At 40.1% G+C, this 15058-nt stretch carries 17 protein-coding genes; 10 read left to right on the top strand and 7 right to left on the bottom strand.

The annotated features are described in order from the left end of the window. The first annotated feature begins 11 nt into the window (after positions 1–11). The 5 genes from NSQ11_RS04925 to NSQ11_RS04905 all read left to right on the top strand — a co-directional run bounded on the left by NSQ11_RS04925 (position 12) and on the right by NSQ11_RS04905 (position 3693). On the top strand, positions 12–221 hold the full coding sequence (locus NSQ11_RS04925) for a YheE family protein (RefSeq protein WP_008348933.1): 210 nt from the start codon (positions 12–14) through the stop codon (positions 219–221). A gap of 20 nt (positions 222–241) precedes the next feature. Then, entirely contained in the window at positions 242–1117 is an 876-nt protein-coding gene (locus NSQ11_RS04920; protein ID WP_017360327.1) for a helix-turn-helix domain-containing protein, read from the top strand. Between the two features lie 137 nt (positions 1118–1254). Further along, entirely contained in the window at positions 1255–2361 is a 1107-nt protein-coding gene (gene ugpC, locus NSQ11_RS04915; protein ID WP_024719977.1) for a sn-glycerol-3-phosphate ABC transporter ATP-binding protein UgpC, read from the top strand. A 226-nt stretch (positions 2362–2587) separates the two neighbouring features. Next, complete coding sequence (locus tag NSQ11_RS04910) at positions 2588–2791, top strand: alpha/beta-type small acid-soluble spore protein (RefSeq protein ID WP_008348940.1); 204 nt, start codon at positions 2588–2590, stop codon at positions 2789–2791. A 284-nt stretch (positions 2792–3075) separates the two neighbouring features. Next, on the top strand, positions 3076–3693 hold the full coding sequence (locus NSQ11_RS04905; protein ID WP_017360329.1) for an NAD(P)H-binding protein: 618 nt from the start codon (positions 3076–3078) through the stop codon (positions 3691–3693). A 125-nt stretch (positions 3694–3818) separates the two neighbouring features. Here NSQ11_RS04905 and NSQ11_RS04900 read toward each other — a convergent pair whose 3' ends face one another. Together NSQ11_RS04900 and NSQ11_RS04895 are read right to left on the bottom strand one after the other, a co-directional pair. Beyond that, the gene (locus NSQ11_RS04900) at positions 3819–5834 is read right to left on the bottom strand and encodes an ABC transporter ATP-binding protein (RefSeq protein ID WP_017360330.1); all 2016 of its coding nucleotides are present in this window, start codon (positions 5832–5834) and stop codon (positions 3819–3821) included. Beyond that, a complete protein-coding gene (locus NSQ11_RS04895; protein ID WP_017360331.1) occupies positions 5831–7588 on the bottom strand; it encodes an ABC transporter transmembrane domain-containing protein in 1758 nt (585 codons plus the stop codon). Before NSQ11_RS04895 ends, NSQ11_RS04900 begins: the two co-directional genes overlap by 4 nt. A 559-nt stretch (positions 7589–8147) precedes the next feature. Between NSQ11_RS04895 and NSQ11_RS04890 the strand changes: the two genes are divergently transcribed. Further along, on the top strand, positions 8148–8654 hold the full coding sequence (locus tag NSQ11_RS04890) for a universal stress protein (protein WP_017360333.1): 507 nt from the start codon (positions 8148–8150) through the stop codon (positions 8652–8654). A gap of 48 nt (positions 8655–8702) precedes the next feature. On the opposite strand, the gene dat is transcribed toward NSQ11_RS04890, so the two are convergent. After that, positions 8703–9557, bottom strand: coding sequence for a D-amino-acid transaminase (dat, locus tag NSQ11_RS04885; protein ID WP_017360334.1), 855 nt, complete (start codon positions 9555–9557; stop codon positions 8703–8705). Between the two features lie 295 nt (positions 9558–9852). Between dat and NSQ11_RS04880 the strand changes: the two genes are divergently transcribed. After that, complete coding sequence (locus NSQ11_RS04880; RefSeq protein ID WP_017360335.1) at positions 9853–10707, top strand: polysaccharide deacetylase family protein; 855 nt, start codon at positions 9853–9855, stop codon at positions 10705–10707. A gap of 38 nt (positions 10708–10745) precedes the next feature. Here NSQ11_RS04880 and NSQ11_RS04875 read toward each other — a convergent pair whose 3' ends face one another. From NSQ11_RS04875 to NSQ11_RS04865, 3 genes are all read right to left on the bottom strand, one after another. Then, positions 10746–11492, bottom strand: a complete 747-nt coding sequence (locus NSQ11_RS04875) for an NAD-dependent protein deacylase (protein WP_017360336.1) — start codon at positions 11490–11492, stop codon at positions 10746–10748. A 14-nt stretch (positions 11493–11506) separates the two neighbouring features. Then, complete coding sequence (locus tag NSQ11_RS04870; RefSeq protein ID WP_017360337.1) at positions 11507–12595, bottom strand: mechanosensitive ion channel family protein; 1089 nt, start codon at positions 12593–12595, stop codon at positions 11507–11509. Positions 12596–12759: 164 nt separating this feature from the next. Next, a complete protein-coding gene (locus NSQ11_RS04865; protein ID WP_017360338.1) occupies positions 12760–12861 on the bottom strand; it encodes a YhdX family protein in 102 nt (33 codons plus the stop codon). A 305-nt stretch (positions 12862–13166) separates the two neighbouring features. Between NSQ11_RS04865 and NSQ11_RS04860 the strand changes: the two genes are divergently transcribed. The 3 genes from NSQ11_RS04860 to NSQ11_RS04850 are packed head-to-tail and all read left to right on the top strand — an operon-like array spanning position 13167 to position 14650. Then, complete coding sequence (locus tag NSQ11_RS04860; RefSeq protein ID WP_017360339.1) at positions 13167–13883, top strand: glycerophosphodiester phosphodiesterase family protein; 717 nt, start codon at positions 13167–13169, stop codon at positions 13881–13883. Next, on the top strand, positions 13883–14284 hold the full coding sequence (crcB, locus tag NSQ11_RS04855) for a fluoride efflux transporter CrcB (RefSeq protein WP_017360340.1): 402 nt from the start codon (positions 13883–13885) through the stop codon (positions 14282–14284). The genes NSQ11_RS04860 and crcB overlap by 1 nt, the downstream gene beginning before the upstream one ends. Next, entirely contained in the window at positions 14285–14650 is a 366-nt protein-coding gene (locus NSQ11_RS04850) for a CrcB family protein (protein WP_017360341.1), read from the top strand. Here the strand turns inward: NSQ11_RS04850 and NSQ11_RS04845 are convergent. Continuing rightward, the gene (locus tag NSQ11_RS04845) at positions 14647–15039 is read right to left on the bottom strand and encodes a hypothetical protein (RefSeq protein ID WP_017360342.1); all 393 of its coding nucleotides are present in this window, start codon (positions 15037–15039) and stop codon (positions 14647–14649) included. The genes NSQ11_RS04850 and NSQ11_RS04845 overlap by 4 nt on opposite strands. Positions 15040–15058: the final 19 nt, after the last annotated feature.

Genomic DNA, 15058 nt, shown 5'->3' with positions numbered 1-15058 from the left:
GCAATGATGATATGATTTCTCATTTTCAATGGAAACCTCTCTTTAAAAAAGCGCAATTACCTGGCTGGAAAATATCCTTTTTTCATAATGGTTCACACTATGAAGGCATTTATCACAAAACGGGTGATATTGAATGGGGCTCTCAGCTTCCGCCTCATGAAGTTGAACCAACCTTAAAAGAAGAAATCCACGAATTAATGCTATTCCATGTGTATGATTAAACTGTTTAAGGAGCCTCGCCATGTTAGAAAAACTAAAACTTGTTTACGGACACCATATCATCAGTTCACCAACAAATGATAAACAAATTCTCTGGTATCAAACAGACGAAGGCGAAATTTTCGGAGTAAACAAAACGGAGCTAACAGAAAGAGAAACGCTTCTTCTCAATTCATTCCTCACACCAATTGATGTACCTCATACGCAGGAGACGGAAGAAGAACAGAAATGGTACAGCTATCTCTTTGAAAACAAATCAATCACCATTGATCAATCTGTCCGTGTTCATTTTTTTAAAATGGAGCACCAAGCAGAACAAAGGCAGCAAATAAAAGAGGCTGTGAACAGCAGCCTCGAACATATTCATTTCATATGGACAGGCACTGAAACAGCTATGCTCATTCAAACAAATGCTACATCAGAAAATGGTCAACTTGAACAGCTACATGATTTGTCTCAAGCCATCACAAGTGATTTTTTAACAGACGTTGTCTTCATGCAAGGACAGCTGCATTTGCCGAATGGAAATTTAAAAATGAGATTATTAAATGAACATCAGCTCTTTTTATGGCATCTGAAGCAAGGAAAACTTAGGTCAGGGGTTGCAACATTTTATCAATGTCTACCTGCTTTCATTCGCCATGATACAGACATGGTTTCTGCCGCTATTTCAGATGCATTTATAGAAACAATCTTTGATCGGGACGTTTACCGGACTCTCACGACCTATATGCAGTGTAATTTAAATGCATCGCAGGCAGCAAAAGCGTTATATGTTCATCGAAACAGCCTTCAGTATCGGATTGATAAATTTATTGAACGGACAGGGCTAGATATACGGCATTTTCAAGAAGCGTCAGCTGCTTATTTCATGATGAATCTTCTCGATCTTTCTTAAATGATCCTATCATGAGCACCTTGCCTAAAAATGAAAATAAGATGTTGTGCACGTTGTCCATTTACAGACACCCTTCCTTTTTATACACTTCATTTATAAGTAAAGCGCTTTCAAAAAAGACTGGGAGGCTACCACCTATGGCTGAAATGATGCTAAATCAAATTTATAAAGTGTACGATAACAAAGTAACAGCAGTAGATAACTTTAATCTACATATTGAGGATAAAGAATTTATTGTGTTTGTTGGTCCATCTGGGTGCGGAAAATCAACAACTCTCCGCATGATTGCAGGCCTTGAAGAAATTTCACAAGGGGATTTTCTATTAGACGGCAAGCGAATGAATGATGTGGCACCAAAAGATCGGGATATTGCGATGGTTTTCCAAAACTATGCCTTATACCCTCATATGAATGTGTACGATAATATGGCTTTTGGATTAAAGCTTCGAAAATTTCCTAAAGCAGAAATTGATGAGCGGGTACGAAACGCTGCAAAAATATTAGGACTTGAACAATACTTAGATCGAAAACCTAAGGCATTGTCTGGAGGTCAAAGACAGCGTGTTGCACTTGGAAGGGCCATTGTGCGAGATGCAAAAGTCTTTCTTTTGGATGAACCTCTCTCTAATTTAGATGCTAAACTTCGAGTTCAGATGCGTGCCGAAATTTCTAAACTTCATCAGCGGCTGCAGACGACATTCATCTATGTCACACACGATCAAACAGAAGCTATGACAATGGCTACTCGGCTTGTTGTCATGAAAGATGGCTTTATTCAGCAGGTTGGCGCACCAAAGGATGTGTATGAAAACCCAGAGAATGTCTTTGTAGGAGGATTTATTGGCTCTCCAGCGATGAACTTTTTTACAGGAAAACTGTCTGACGGAGCCATTGCCATTGGGAATACGCACATTCGTGTACCAGAAGGAAAAATGAAAGTATTACGCAGTCAGGGCTATATCGGAAAAGATGTGATTCTAGGCATCAGACCAGAAGATTTCCATGATGAGCCTGTGTTTATAGAGGCTTCTGAAGGAACAAAAATTGAAGCAAACGTAGAAGTGGCTGAATTAATGGGAGCCGAAACGATGCTTTATTCTTCTCTCGCTGGTCAAACGTTTATTGCACGTGTTGATTCTCGCACAGATATTCAGGCAGGTCAGACGATCCCTCTTGCCATTGATATGAATAAAGCGCACTTCTTTGATACAGAGACTGAGCTCCGCATCCGCTCAGCTGAATAAGAAGACGTTCCACAAACCATCACCATTGGGTGGTGGTTTTTTGTATGTGAAAACAACATTTACCATGTTCTTTTTCCGTATGTTTTTTTCGATGCGAACCATAATATTTAGTACAAAGCAGTTACCGCATTGGGTTTCGCCAAGTGGCAAATGACTTGGTCATTTCGCTGGTGCGACTCCAGCAAACCCAACCAAAAAAATCATATATAAAAAGGAGATTCACATCATGGCAAATTCTAATAGTTCAAATCAATTACTAGTTCCTGGAGCAGCGCAAGCAATCGATCAAATGAAATACGAAATCGCTTCTGAGTTTGGTGTAAACCTTGGAGCAGAAACAACAGCTCGTGCTAACGGTTCAGTTGGTGGAGAAATCACGAAACGTCTTGTATCTTACGCTCAGCAAAACCTTGGCGGAACAAAAGCTTAATTTCATATCTGGATCATAGAAGGCACCTCTTATGGTGTCTTCTTTTTTTGGTTTTATCCCTCACCGATTCCTTTTGAATTCATATGATGTATTAGAAAGGAGCGGATCTTCATGGACATTATTTCAGGTGTGAATTTTGAACTTCTACAATTTGTTGGTCTCTCTCTATTATGTGAATATGCTCATAGTATTCGGTCCTTTCATCTTTATAAAAAAAGCATGACATAAAACTGTACCATTTTAAGTTCTTTTCACTTATAGTATGTAGTGGAGGGATCGATCAGATGAAAATAGCTCTTTTCGGTGCTCATGGACGTGTAGGACAAGCATTTCTTCGTTTCGTAAAAGAAGATGATCGTTACATGGTTCGCTCGTTAATTCGGACAAACCGGGAAGAAATGCTTGCGGGTATGTTTCAAGTCACCGGCAATTCCAGAAATCAAGAGGATGTCCTTGAAACGATTAAAGGATCAGATATTGTCGTGAGCTGTCTATCAACAGATGGTGATGATACTTTATCTGTTTCAATGGAGCATATCGTACAAGCCATGAAGCAAACAGGAACATCAAGAATTATAACGATTGGCACTGCGGGGATTTTAAAAGCAAGGCGGCAGCCTGAGCTTTACCGCTTTGAAACAAATGAATCAAGGCGAACCACTTCCCGAGCTGCTAAAGAACATGCCAAAGCATTTGAAATTCTTCAATCAACTGAACTAGATTGGACAATCATTTGCCCAACCTATTTACCAGATGGAGAAGTGACACGGTCATATCGCTATGAAAAGAATTTTCTCCCTATAGATGGACAGAAAATTTCAGTTGAAGATACCGCACACTTTTTGTATCAGCAGTTAAACTCAAAGGAATTTGTGCATCAACGCGTCGGTATCGCTTATTGACCATTTAGTTCGTGTAAATGATATACAACCAGTAAAAGTCGAGATCATATCATGAAGCCTCGACTTTTTTCATTGCCATGAAAAAGCCTCTTTCAAATTGAAAGAGGCTTTTGCTGCTTATCCTATCAGCTGCTCGTCACAGCTCCCTTTTGTAATTCGTACATTTGCGCATACAGTCCGCTTTGCTCCATGAGCTCTTCGTGGCTGCCGCGTTCGACAATCTCACCCTTTTCTAACACCAAAATCATGTCAGCTTTCTTAATAGTAGATAATCGGTGTGCAATGACAAAAGTGGTTCGTCCTTCTTTGACGACATCTAGTGCCCGCTGAATGATGGCTTCTGTTTCTGTATCAATGTTAGCCGTCGCTTCATCTAGAATTAAGATCGCTGGATCGTATGCCAGTGCACGGGCAAATGAAATCAATTGACGCTCCCCAGAGGAAAGAGTACTCCCCTTTTCAACAACTGGTTCATCAAAACCTTCAGGCAAATGCTTTAATAGTTCTGCTGCGCCCACTTGCTTTAACGATGTTTCAATCGTTTCTCTTTTAATGTCTTCATTTCCTAAACTGACATTGGATGCAATCGTTCCAGAGAACAAATAAGGATCTTGAAGTACAATGCCCATTTGCTTACGCAGCGTTTGGCGCGACTGATCATAGATGCTTTCTCCATCAATGAGGATGTCCCCATGCTGAATATCATAAAAACGCAGCAGCAAATTCATGATCGAACTTTTCCCAGAACCGGTATGTCCAACGAGTGCCACCGTCTGACCTTTTTTCGCCTCAAAGGTGATGTTCTTTAATACATTTTTCCCTTCATTATACGCAAAGGTAACATCCTGAAATTGAACGTGCCCCTCGATTTTCTTCTGAACCGGTTCTTCCACTTCAGTACCAGGCTCATCTAATAATCGAAAGACCCGTTCAGATGAAACCCTGGCTAATTCTAATCTAGAGAATTGATTCACAATGCCTGTAATCGGCTGGAACAAACGATTTAAATAATCGACAAATGCATAGAGCACCCCAATCGACACAATGCCCGTCGCACTTAAGGACGCGCCGCCAAAATACCAAATGAGTGCGACATATGCTAAGTTCCGAAGCAGATTCACCAAGTTATGTGAGAGCAGTGAATTTAAATGAAGCATCTTTCGCTGATATCGAAAGTGATTGTTATTCAGCTCATCAAACTCTTCTTTCGTTGCTTGTTCATGTCGAAACGCCTGAATGATCGTCATTCCTTGAATGGCTTCATTTAGCTTGGCATTAATTTCACTAATGATGGAACGAATGCGGTGATTGTAAACCGACGCAAACTTTCGGTAAGTCATCGACCATAGGAAAATAATCGGAACAGCCACTAAACAAATAAGCGCCAGCTTCACATTTAATAAGAACATGGCGATATAAATTCCAACCATGTAAATGGCACTTGTGACGAAATTAGCGAGTACTGTTACATATAAATCACGAATGGTTTCTGTGTCATTCGTAATCCGCGCGACAACCTTTCCAGCCGGTAAATTATCAAAATACCGAATCGGAAGCGTTTGGATATGTTCAAATACGTCCACTCGCATTTTTTGAATAATGCGATTTGCAATACGCTGGAGTAAATAGTGCTGCCCATATTGAAAGAATATCGCAATGACGAGCATCCCAAAATAAAATAGAACAAGCTGTACCAAACCACTGATTTCCGGCTGATAAAAAGCAAAGATTTCCTCTTTGGATAAACGCTGTACCTGATACGTCTCACGCTCGCTCCCATTTTCAATGGTGAGCTGATCCCCTTTTATTGTCCGGCTCCCGTCAAATCGAATCGGTTCATTCACAAAATAGTACCCAAATCCGACTTGCACGACATTGATTTGCTTTCCAGCTTCATTTTGATTCTGTAGCCGGTCACTTCTTATATAGTTATTTCCCTGGTAATAAACCGTTTTATCTGTTTTTTCATTTACCTCAACATACGGTTTTTCTACACCTAAAATATGATCATCAATCATTTTTTTCCCAATGAAAGGTCCTGTCAACTCAGCACCAACTGCAATGATCAGAAAGATCAAAGCAACAGACAATACTTTTTTATATAGGAGTGCATAGGCAAGAAGTCTTCTTCCTGTTGTCATGCCTCATCCCCTCCTTCCAGCTGATTTGTCAGCTGCTGACGCAGAAATTGCTCTTTATACCATCCATCTTGCTGAATAAGCGCTTGATGGGTTCCCTTTTGAACAATACATCCTTCTTCCATGACAAGAATGAGATCCGCATGCTCTACAGCTGATAGACGGTGGGTTGTAATAAATGTCGTTTTTCCATGACGATTTTGTCTTAAATTCTCTAAAATAGCCGTTTCTGTTTTTGCATCAACTGCAGATAACGAATCATCCAAAATCAAAATGTCTGGATCAATTAATAAAGCACGGGCAATGGAAATCCGCTGCTTCTGTCCTCCTGACAGCGCCACTCCCTTTTCTCCAACCATGGTTTCCAAGCCTTCTGGTAAAAGGCGCAAATCCTTTTCAAAGTAAGCATCTTTAATCGCTTGTGCTAATTCAGCTTCTCTCGCGTCTCTATGACCGAAACGCATATTCTCTTCTACACTTTTTGAGAAAAGGACATGATCTTGTGGAACATAGCCAATCCATTGGAACAGTTGATCCAATTCAATGTCCTCAATTGGAACACCTGAAAGTAAGATCTTCCCATCACCTGTCGGATACTGACGAAGAAGCTGTTTGACAATCGTTGTTTTTCCACTTCCCGTTTTTCCTGTAATACCAATCGTTTGCCCTTTTCGTACAGTAAAGGAGACATCCGTTAGATTATCTTTAGAGGAAGTTGGATATCTAAATGTCACATGTTCAAATTGAATATCGCCAGGCTCTTGTAATCTTTTTGGCTTGGCTGCGTCAGTTACATCCGGTTGATAACTGAGTGTATGATTCAACCGGTCTAATGAGGCATTTCCTCTTTGCATGATATTAATCAATTCACCAATGGCAAACATTGGCCAGATCATCATCCCCAGATAGACGTTAAATGCGACAAGCTCACCAATGGTTAAATCACTTTGGAACACAAGATATGCGCCGTAACCGATACCGATTAAATAACTGATCCCCACAAGCAATTTCACCGTCGGCTCAAACAATGAATCAATGATCGCCACACGCATATTTTTTTGAAAGACATCGTCTGTCATTTCTCGAAAGCGATTCACATCTTGTTTTTCCTGTACAAAAGAACGGATCACCCGAACGCCGGCAACTGATTCTAATACACGATCATTCATATCACCAAATGCATCTTGAGCAACTGTAAAGCGTTCATGAATTTTACTGCCATAAAACGCTATCAAAATCGCCATCAGCGGCATCGGAATAATGGCCATTAAAGTTAATTTCCAGCTGATCGTCAACCCCATCGTAAAAAAGATCATCAGCATGTAAGCAGTGGAATCGACTAATGTTAAAACGCCAAATCCTGTTGTTAAAGCCACAGCATTCAAATCATTTGTACCTAGCGCCATTAGATTTCCGGTTTTTTTCTTTTCATAAAAGGTAGGTGTCATCTTAAGTAAGTGGCGCATTAATTTCCCGCGCATCACACGCTCCATGACATTTGCGCCGCCAAATAATTGATACATCCAAAAGTAGGTGAGTGCATAGACACTGACACCAAGTAAGCAAAAAATGGTTACGTAAAATAAGATACTAGATGTTGTAAATTGACCAGACCGAATGTCATCAACTGCTTGACCTAGATACCTCGGTGGCAGCATTTCAAGCACATTCACAATGAGCAGCAGCGTAATGGCGATTGTATAGCGCCTCCACTCTTGTTTAAAGAACCAGCCTAATTTCACAAATACTGAAAACATGTTTGTCTCTCCTTTTAAAGCTAGCCGCTTTCTATATTTTCCTGATTGTCACCTTGTTTCGTTTTTTGAGCTTTTGTCATTTGTCTTGCCTTTGGCATGTTCACATGCTTTCACTCCTCTTCATTTAGTTGTTGATGCATTCCATTATTTCGAGATACGAAATGTATACAACAAAAAAAGAGGCAACCAGCTGACTGGTACGCCTCTTTTATACATGATAAAAAGGCGCATGTTGACAAATACGCAACATACGCCTTGATTCATCCGATCAATTGGAACATACGAGTCCCTTTTCAATGACCAATGAAGGTGTAATTGTCACGTGAATCAACCCATTCATGCAGTTTGATTTCATTCTTCCAATGATGTTGCACATGACATTTCCTCCTTTTGGCTCTTGAATCTTTTTTTATCTTATAGTGGCTGTCACCATTTTGTCAATAAATATTTTTCAATAAATGAAATTTTCTAACAAAAAGTTCACACCCTTTATGTGTATCTTTTTCAGATATCGGGTATACCATGAACGTATAGACTCCTTTTGAAAGGAATGAGGACATTGTTTCAAGCTGATCGGATGGTCGTTGCGTTTGATGGACATGAAGACAGTAAGAAAGCATTAAAGAAGGCAATCGCTTTAGCCAAAACATTGAATGCCAAGCTGACCGTTGCCTACGCTCATGATGGGAAATCCAGCAGACAGGTGTTTGATGCACCTCGCCCAATGACTGGCGGCGCTTATATCGGAGGCGGCATGGCAGACCTTCAAACACCCCCTGTGTATGTACCTCATGATGAACAGCAAAGTCCCTTGATTTTTGAAGACCATACAGAAGAGGTCGTTGCAGAAGCAAGAATGCTGTTAAATGAAGAGCAGTTTGAAGCTGCGATTGAAATTGTTGAAGGGGAGCCTGCAGAAGCGATTATCGAATACGCTGAAAAGATTTCAGCAGACCTCATCGTCATGGGAGCACGTGACCAGAGCAGATTGAAAAAAATGCTCTTTGGCAGTGTGAGTGAAAAGTTATCGTCCAAATCAGATATACCTGTACTGATCGTGAAATAAATATAAATCACAAAAGGCTGTAAACCAATGTTTACAGCCTTTTTCTTTTTATGAAGAAATAGATGCTTCGCTTTCATGCTTAATTTTTTTCTGGAACCCTTCCTGTACACGCTTCGTGATCTCCCCTGGAACACCTTTCCCAACTTGCTGACCATCTATCTCTACAATTGGAATCACTTCAGCTGTCGTTGAACTAATGAAAATTTCCTGTGCATGCAAAAGTTCGTCTTTACTCATGCGGGTTTCTTCCACACGACATCCTTCTTCCTGACAAACCTCTAGTAGCTTTCTACGTGTAATGCCGTTTAAAATCAGGTTATTTGCTGGGTGTGTACGAATGACACCGTCAATGACGGCATACACATTCGAGGACGTCCCCTCTGTCACAAAGCCGTCTCTTATTAAAATCGCTTCAAACGCACCAGCTTCTGACGCTTTCTGCTTTTCCATGACGTTATATAAAAGGTTTAAGCTTTTAATATCACATCTTAACCAGCGAAGATCTTCAGACAATAGAGCTTTCGCACCAGCTGTCTGCTCTTGAATAGGCTTTTTCACTTGAAATGTATATGCCGTAATCTGAGGGGTAAGTGCACCATATTGATGTTTACGAGGTGCGACGCCTCGCGTGACTTGAATATACACGCCGCCATCAATCACTTGATTATCTGCGACTAGCTTCTTCAAATTCTCTTCCATATCGGATACTGTACCTTGCAGATGAATGCCGATTTCCTTTGCACTCTTGAATAGACGCTCAGTATGCTCTTTTAATGTAAACAAAGTCCCATTATATACGCGGATGACCTCATAGACTCCGTCGCCAAATTGATAGCCTCTGTCTTCAATATCAACATGTGCATCTTTTTTTTCAATAAAATCCCCATTGTACAATACTTTCATATGGAATCTCCCCTTCGCTTTGCTTAATGGTTGAATCTGATGCTATCTTAGCGGATAAATGTAAACGTTTCAATGATTATTCAGAATTATTTCATATCCATTTGACTGGATAACCTTCTATTGTAACAAATATAGATTCATAACCAAAAAGATTCCAATTTTTTAGCATCTTCTATATTCATAGGCTCTTTTTTCCTGTATACTTACTCCATATGAGCACGACAAAAAACAGCGAAAAAAGACAGAATCCACTACATGATTCGACACAAACTACTGATTTATTGGAGCGATTGTAATGCAACGGGTTACGAAAAAACAGACACCTTCAAACACGATGCTGCTCTCAAAGGCAATTGGTCTAGTCATTCTGACATTGATCCTTTTTTTCATTTGGGATATATCTAAAACCAATATGCAGGCAGCAGATCAACCGAATGAAGTGTCTGCGAGCAGTCCATTTCGAGACACAAGTACAAGTCTGAAACCAAAAGATGATTCGCCAAAAACATTAGATGCACATTTTAAGATCAATCCAAACAAACATGTAACGGATCAAACGATCTTTTTGACCTTTGATGATGGCCCTTCTGCTACATCAAATCAGCTGTTAGATGTGCTAAAATCACAGCAAGTGAAGGCCACATTCTTTATGCTCGGGCCGCAAATCAAAGAACACCCAGCAGCTGTGAAAAGACTTCATCAAGAAGGTCATCAACTAGGACTTCATGGCATTACGCATGATGTGAAACGCTTTTATCAAAAAAGTGATTCTCCTGTAAATGAGATGAAAGAAGATCAACGTATATTGGCTTCTGTTACTGGTGAATATACACATCTTGTGAGAACACCTTATGGCAGTTCTCCAAACTTAACAGACCAGCAAAAAACACGTTTAAAACAAAAAGGCTTTGTATACTGGGACTGGACCATTGACAGTCTTGACTGGAAATATAAAAGCTCAAAATATGTACCAGAAGTATTAAATCAGCTGCAAGTGCTTGAAACCAAGTACCCGAAAGAGCCAAAAATCATCTTAATGCATGATCAGCCAGCTACCGCAAAATACTTAAACAGTCTGATCACACAATTAAAGGCGAAGGGCTACACGTTTGAAGTCCTTGATGAAACAATGAAGCCACTACAGCAATAAAGCAAACCCGCACCTGTTAGATGCGGGTTTTTTATGATTTATAAAGCATTCACAAGCTCGCCAATTCGTTCGTGAAAGACAAGATCAAACAGCGGATCGAATTCCGTTTCACTTAAATTCATCATGACCTTAAAGATGGAAGGATGATGAGCAGCATCTTCTGGAATATATCGGGCTGGTGCCACTTCTAAGGAAGTTCCCATGACGAGTAGCATGTCCGTTTGCTGGAGCGATTTCTCCACTTGATCAAAGTGCTTCACCATGTCTCCAAAAAGGACAACATCTGTTTTAAGTACTCGTCCACATGTGCGGCCGTCTGATGAAATCCGCTCACAAACCGGTACCTCTTCTTGTAATAAATAAGGCAGTTCGTATGTTGACCCGCATGATGGACATGTAGCTGTTTGAATGGAACCATGCAGTTCATACACATGCTGGCTTCCCGCTTTTTTATGCAGACCATCGATATTTTGCGTGAAAATATCCACGCGTTTTCCTTGCTTTTCTAAATTGGCTAAAAAAGCATGTCCAGCGTTTGGCTCGTACTCTCCACTCATCTTCATTTGAAACAATTCTTTGAATTTCGGCCAAAATTGATGAGGATGTGATAAAAAGTAAGACCGGCTCATTGCCTCCATGCGAGAAGTATCTTCTGTCCATAGTCCACCCGTTGATCTAAAATCGGGAATTCCCGATTCTGTGCTCATCCCAGCACCTGAAAGGACTGTAATATGTGAGGCCTTTGATAATCTCTCTCTTAGCGCTGCCACTTTTGTTTGATCCAACCACCATTCCTCCTTTATTCACCGAGCTGTTTCTCACCTTTTTGTTTCATATAAATGGTCTGTCCAGGGAAAGCAAATTCTACCCCTTCTTCATGGAAAATATCAATAATGCGATAATTAATATCCTGCTTAATATCCAGGTTTTCAGACCAAGCCGTTGTGTTTGTATAAAAGTTAAAGAATAAGTTTAAATAGCTGTCTGCCAGCACATCGAAATTCACCATAATCGTTTCCTTATGAACCCCATCATGCTCATAAAGCATTTGCTTCAGACGTTTGATGCACTTATCAATGTTTTCCTTCGGTGTATTGTACGATACGCGAACGGAGAACGTAATTTGACGTTTATTCATTCTCGTCCAATTTGTGATTGGCTCCTTTGAAAGGGTCGAATTTGGCACGGTCACCACAGCTTCAGCAGGTGTTCTAAATTTTGTGCTTCGGAAGGTAATGTCCTCTACAGTCCCAAGTACACTTGGAGTCTCTACAAAATCGCCCATTGTAAAAGGCTTCTCTGTAATAATCACAATTCCTCCAAAAAAGTTCGCCACTGTATCCTGCGCAGCGAGCGCAAAAGCAAGACCACCTAGACCAAGCCCTGCCACAAGTCCGTTCACATCATAATTAAACTCTTGTGCAATGACGCTAATACTCAGTGCAATAATAATAAAACGAAGAACCTTTGATAAAAATGGCGCTAAAATATCATCCATTTCTAATTCAAATTTTGAATTCACTTTTTGAAATAAGAAAGAAGAAGCTGCGGTTAGATTACACAGTCCCCACGTCAGCATCAAAATAATAGAGGATCTATACAATTTGACAATGACATCCATATGGTGCTCAAAGTATGGGGCTTGTCTTAACGCAAAATATAAACCTAGTGCCACAAAAAACAGCCTCGCAGGTTTTTCAAACGCCACGACAATTTGGTTAATGACTTCGGTTTTAGACCGGTTTGTCAGTTTAAAGAGCAGGTGAAACAAGTATTTCGTAAATACTTTTCGAAGTAATAAAAAAAGCAATAAAATACAAAGGCTAATGCCTATTTGGATCGCAATATCGACTGTAAAATATGTATCCATCCATTTTTGTGTAAACATCTCTGTCTCTCTCCTTTAAAACAATCCTCTCTAGTTTATAATATAACCTTCGTTTATGTCCTCTCTTAAATGTCTGACCTCTATATAAAAAGCCTCGGGACCTATCCCGAGGCATGATGTTCAATTATGAAATTTTGGCTTGAGACATATCGACGGGCAGCAAACTACTTTTTCTTCTGAGCCTGATCAAGGAGAGTCGCTTTAAACATTTCAGCATCCGTTTCGGCCTTAATACGTTCTTCCACTCTAATTCTCCCTTTACCCAATCATCTCGCCTCCTTTTCATCATTATAAAACACCAGAATTTTCAGTCAACATGACGAAAGCACTAATATTTTGACGAACGCTGACGATTTGGACAAAATTGATCGAAGAAAAATTGATGTAATTCAGGTTTACTCAATCAAAGCTTGCTCTATTCCTGTAACTTTTCAAAATGATACATCAAGTTTTTTCGGTACATGAGGTTCCATGATAATACGGCGCTCTTCTTCTCCATATAGTAAAGAAGGAAAACAACCAAAGCATTTGATATGATAAGACCAGAACTTATATCAGGGAGCTGGAGCAAGTGTATATTATCGCACATAGAGGGTCATCAAGCGCCGCCCCAGAAAATACAATCGCTGCGTTTGATGTAGCTGTCGAGCAAGGAGCAGATTATATTGAATTAGATGTACAAATGACAATGGATCAGCACGTCGTCGTCATCCATGATGATACCGTTGATCGAACGACGAACGGAAACGGCTTAGTCAAAAGTTATACACTTGATCAGTTGAAAAAACTGGACGCAGGAAGCTGGTTTGACCAACAGTATACGAATGAACGAATTCCAACATTACAAGAAATTCTTGAAAGATACAGTCAGCGGATTGGGATATTGATCGAGATCAAACACCCAAAACGGCAGATAGGAATCGAAAAGGCAGTTGCCCGCATCATCAATCGGTTTGCCTATTCTCGTCATATCATCATTCAATCTTTTGATGTTCATGCACTGCAAAGAATCAAAGCGTTCGCCCCTTCTCTTCGCACAGCTTTGATTATAAAGCCTGATGCATTTAAACTAACGAAACGAAAGTTAACGACATACAGCTCGTTTGCAAATTGTCTTAATATGAAGAAAACGATGATCAATAAATGGTGGATAGATCGTATTCATTCATTCGGAATGGAAGTATTCATATGGACTGTAAAAGATCAAAAAACAGCGGATCGAATCAAAAAATACCCAATTGATGGTGTGGTAACGGATAACCCGCTATTTTTTCAAAAGGAGAAATGATGCAGATGAAAACTTATTTCGCCGTTTTTATCGGTGGATTGATTGGTACACTTTGCAGATATGAACTAAGCCAAACCGTCATCAGCCAGACATTCCCCTATGCAACGATGATTGAAAACATTTCCGGCAGCCTACTTCTTGGTTTTGCGACAGGATACTTTCTATTTCAGAAAGGGAAAAAATATCTTGCTGCTTTGATTGGAACAGGGTTTTGCGGCGGGTTTACGACCATGTCCACCTTTTCTAAAGAGACAGTTCTTCTGTTACAGGCAGGGCAGTTCAATTTAAGTATGATGTACATCCTGCTCTCAGTCATTGCTGGAGTAGCCGCTGCTTTAGCTGGCCTGATCCTTGCAGAACGGCTCTTTCATCAAAATAAGCAGCAGAAAGGAAGCAAATAAATGATTGTTTTTTATACAGCTGTAGCTGGAGGGATCGGCAGTGCATGTCGTTTCTTCATCAGCCAAACAATCCAGAAAACTCCATCCCATGCCCTTTTCCCGTACAGTATTATTTTCATTAATTTATTAGGTGCAGCCGGTTTAGGTTTTCTCACAGGCGCTGTAACGTCCAATCATCCACTGCTAGTGATCATAGGAACCGGTTTTTTTGGCGGCTTTACCACATTCTCTACGTTTAGTGTAGAATCTGCGACGATGCTAATGCAGCGCCAAATAGGAAAGCTTGCTGCCTATTTACTTGTGACAATTATCGGCTCTTTATGCCTTTTTGCGGCGTTTTATCAAATAGGACAACTTCTGTTTTAAATATCTGTGATGGCAGCTAGGCTGATGAGCAGTTGATCCATCAGCTGGCGCTTCATTAAAAATAGTGTCTTCTCACTATAGCCGATTTCGATTGCACATTTTGCCATGCGCCAATCTCGAAAATACTTATAATCAATGAGCTGCTGCTCTATTTCATCCAATTCTTTTAAAGCCGTTTCAATACAAGCAACAATCAGTTCATACTGACTTTTCTGCTCTTCTAATTTTTGACGTGCCATATGATGATGTTGGAGAGAACTTCGCTTTTCAAGCTGTCTTTCAATATTTAAAATGGCCGCTTGATAGTTCTTGAAATTTTTTAAATGAAACTCAATACGTTTCATTGAGGTTTTTTTCTCCGTGATACTTGCTGTTTCATACCAGAGCATGTCCATCCCCCTTTTACGA

Source organism: Bacillus sp. FSL W7-1582, assembly GCF_038593325.1.
GTDB classification, from domain to species: Bacteria; Bacillota; Bacilli; order Bacillales; family Bacillaceae; genus Bacillus; species Bacillus altitudinis.
Note: the sequence above shows the minus strand (reverse complement) of the source record. Positions and strands in the feature narration are given on the sequence as shown.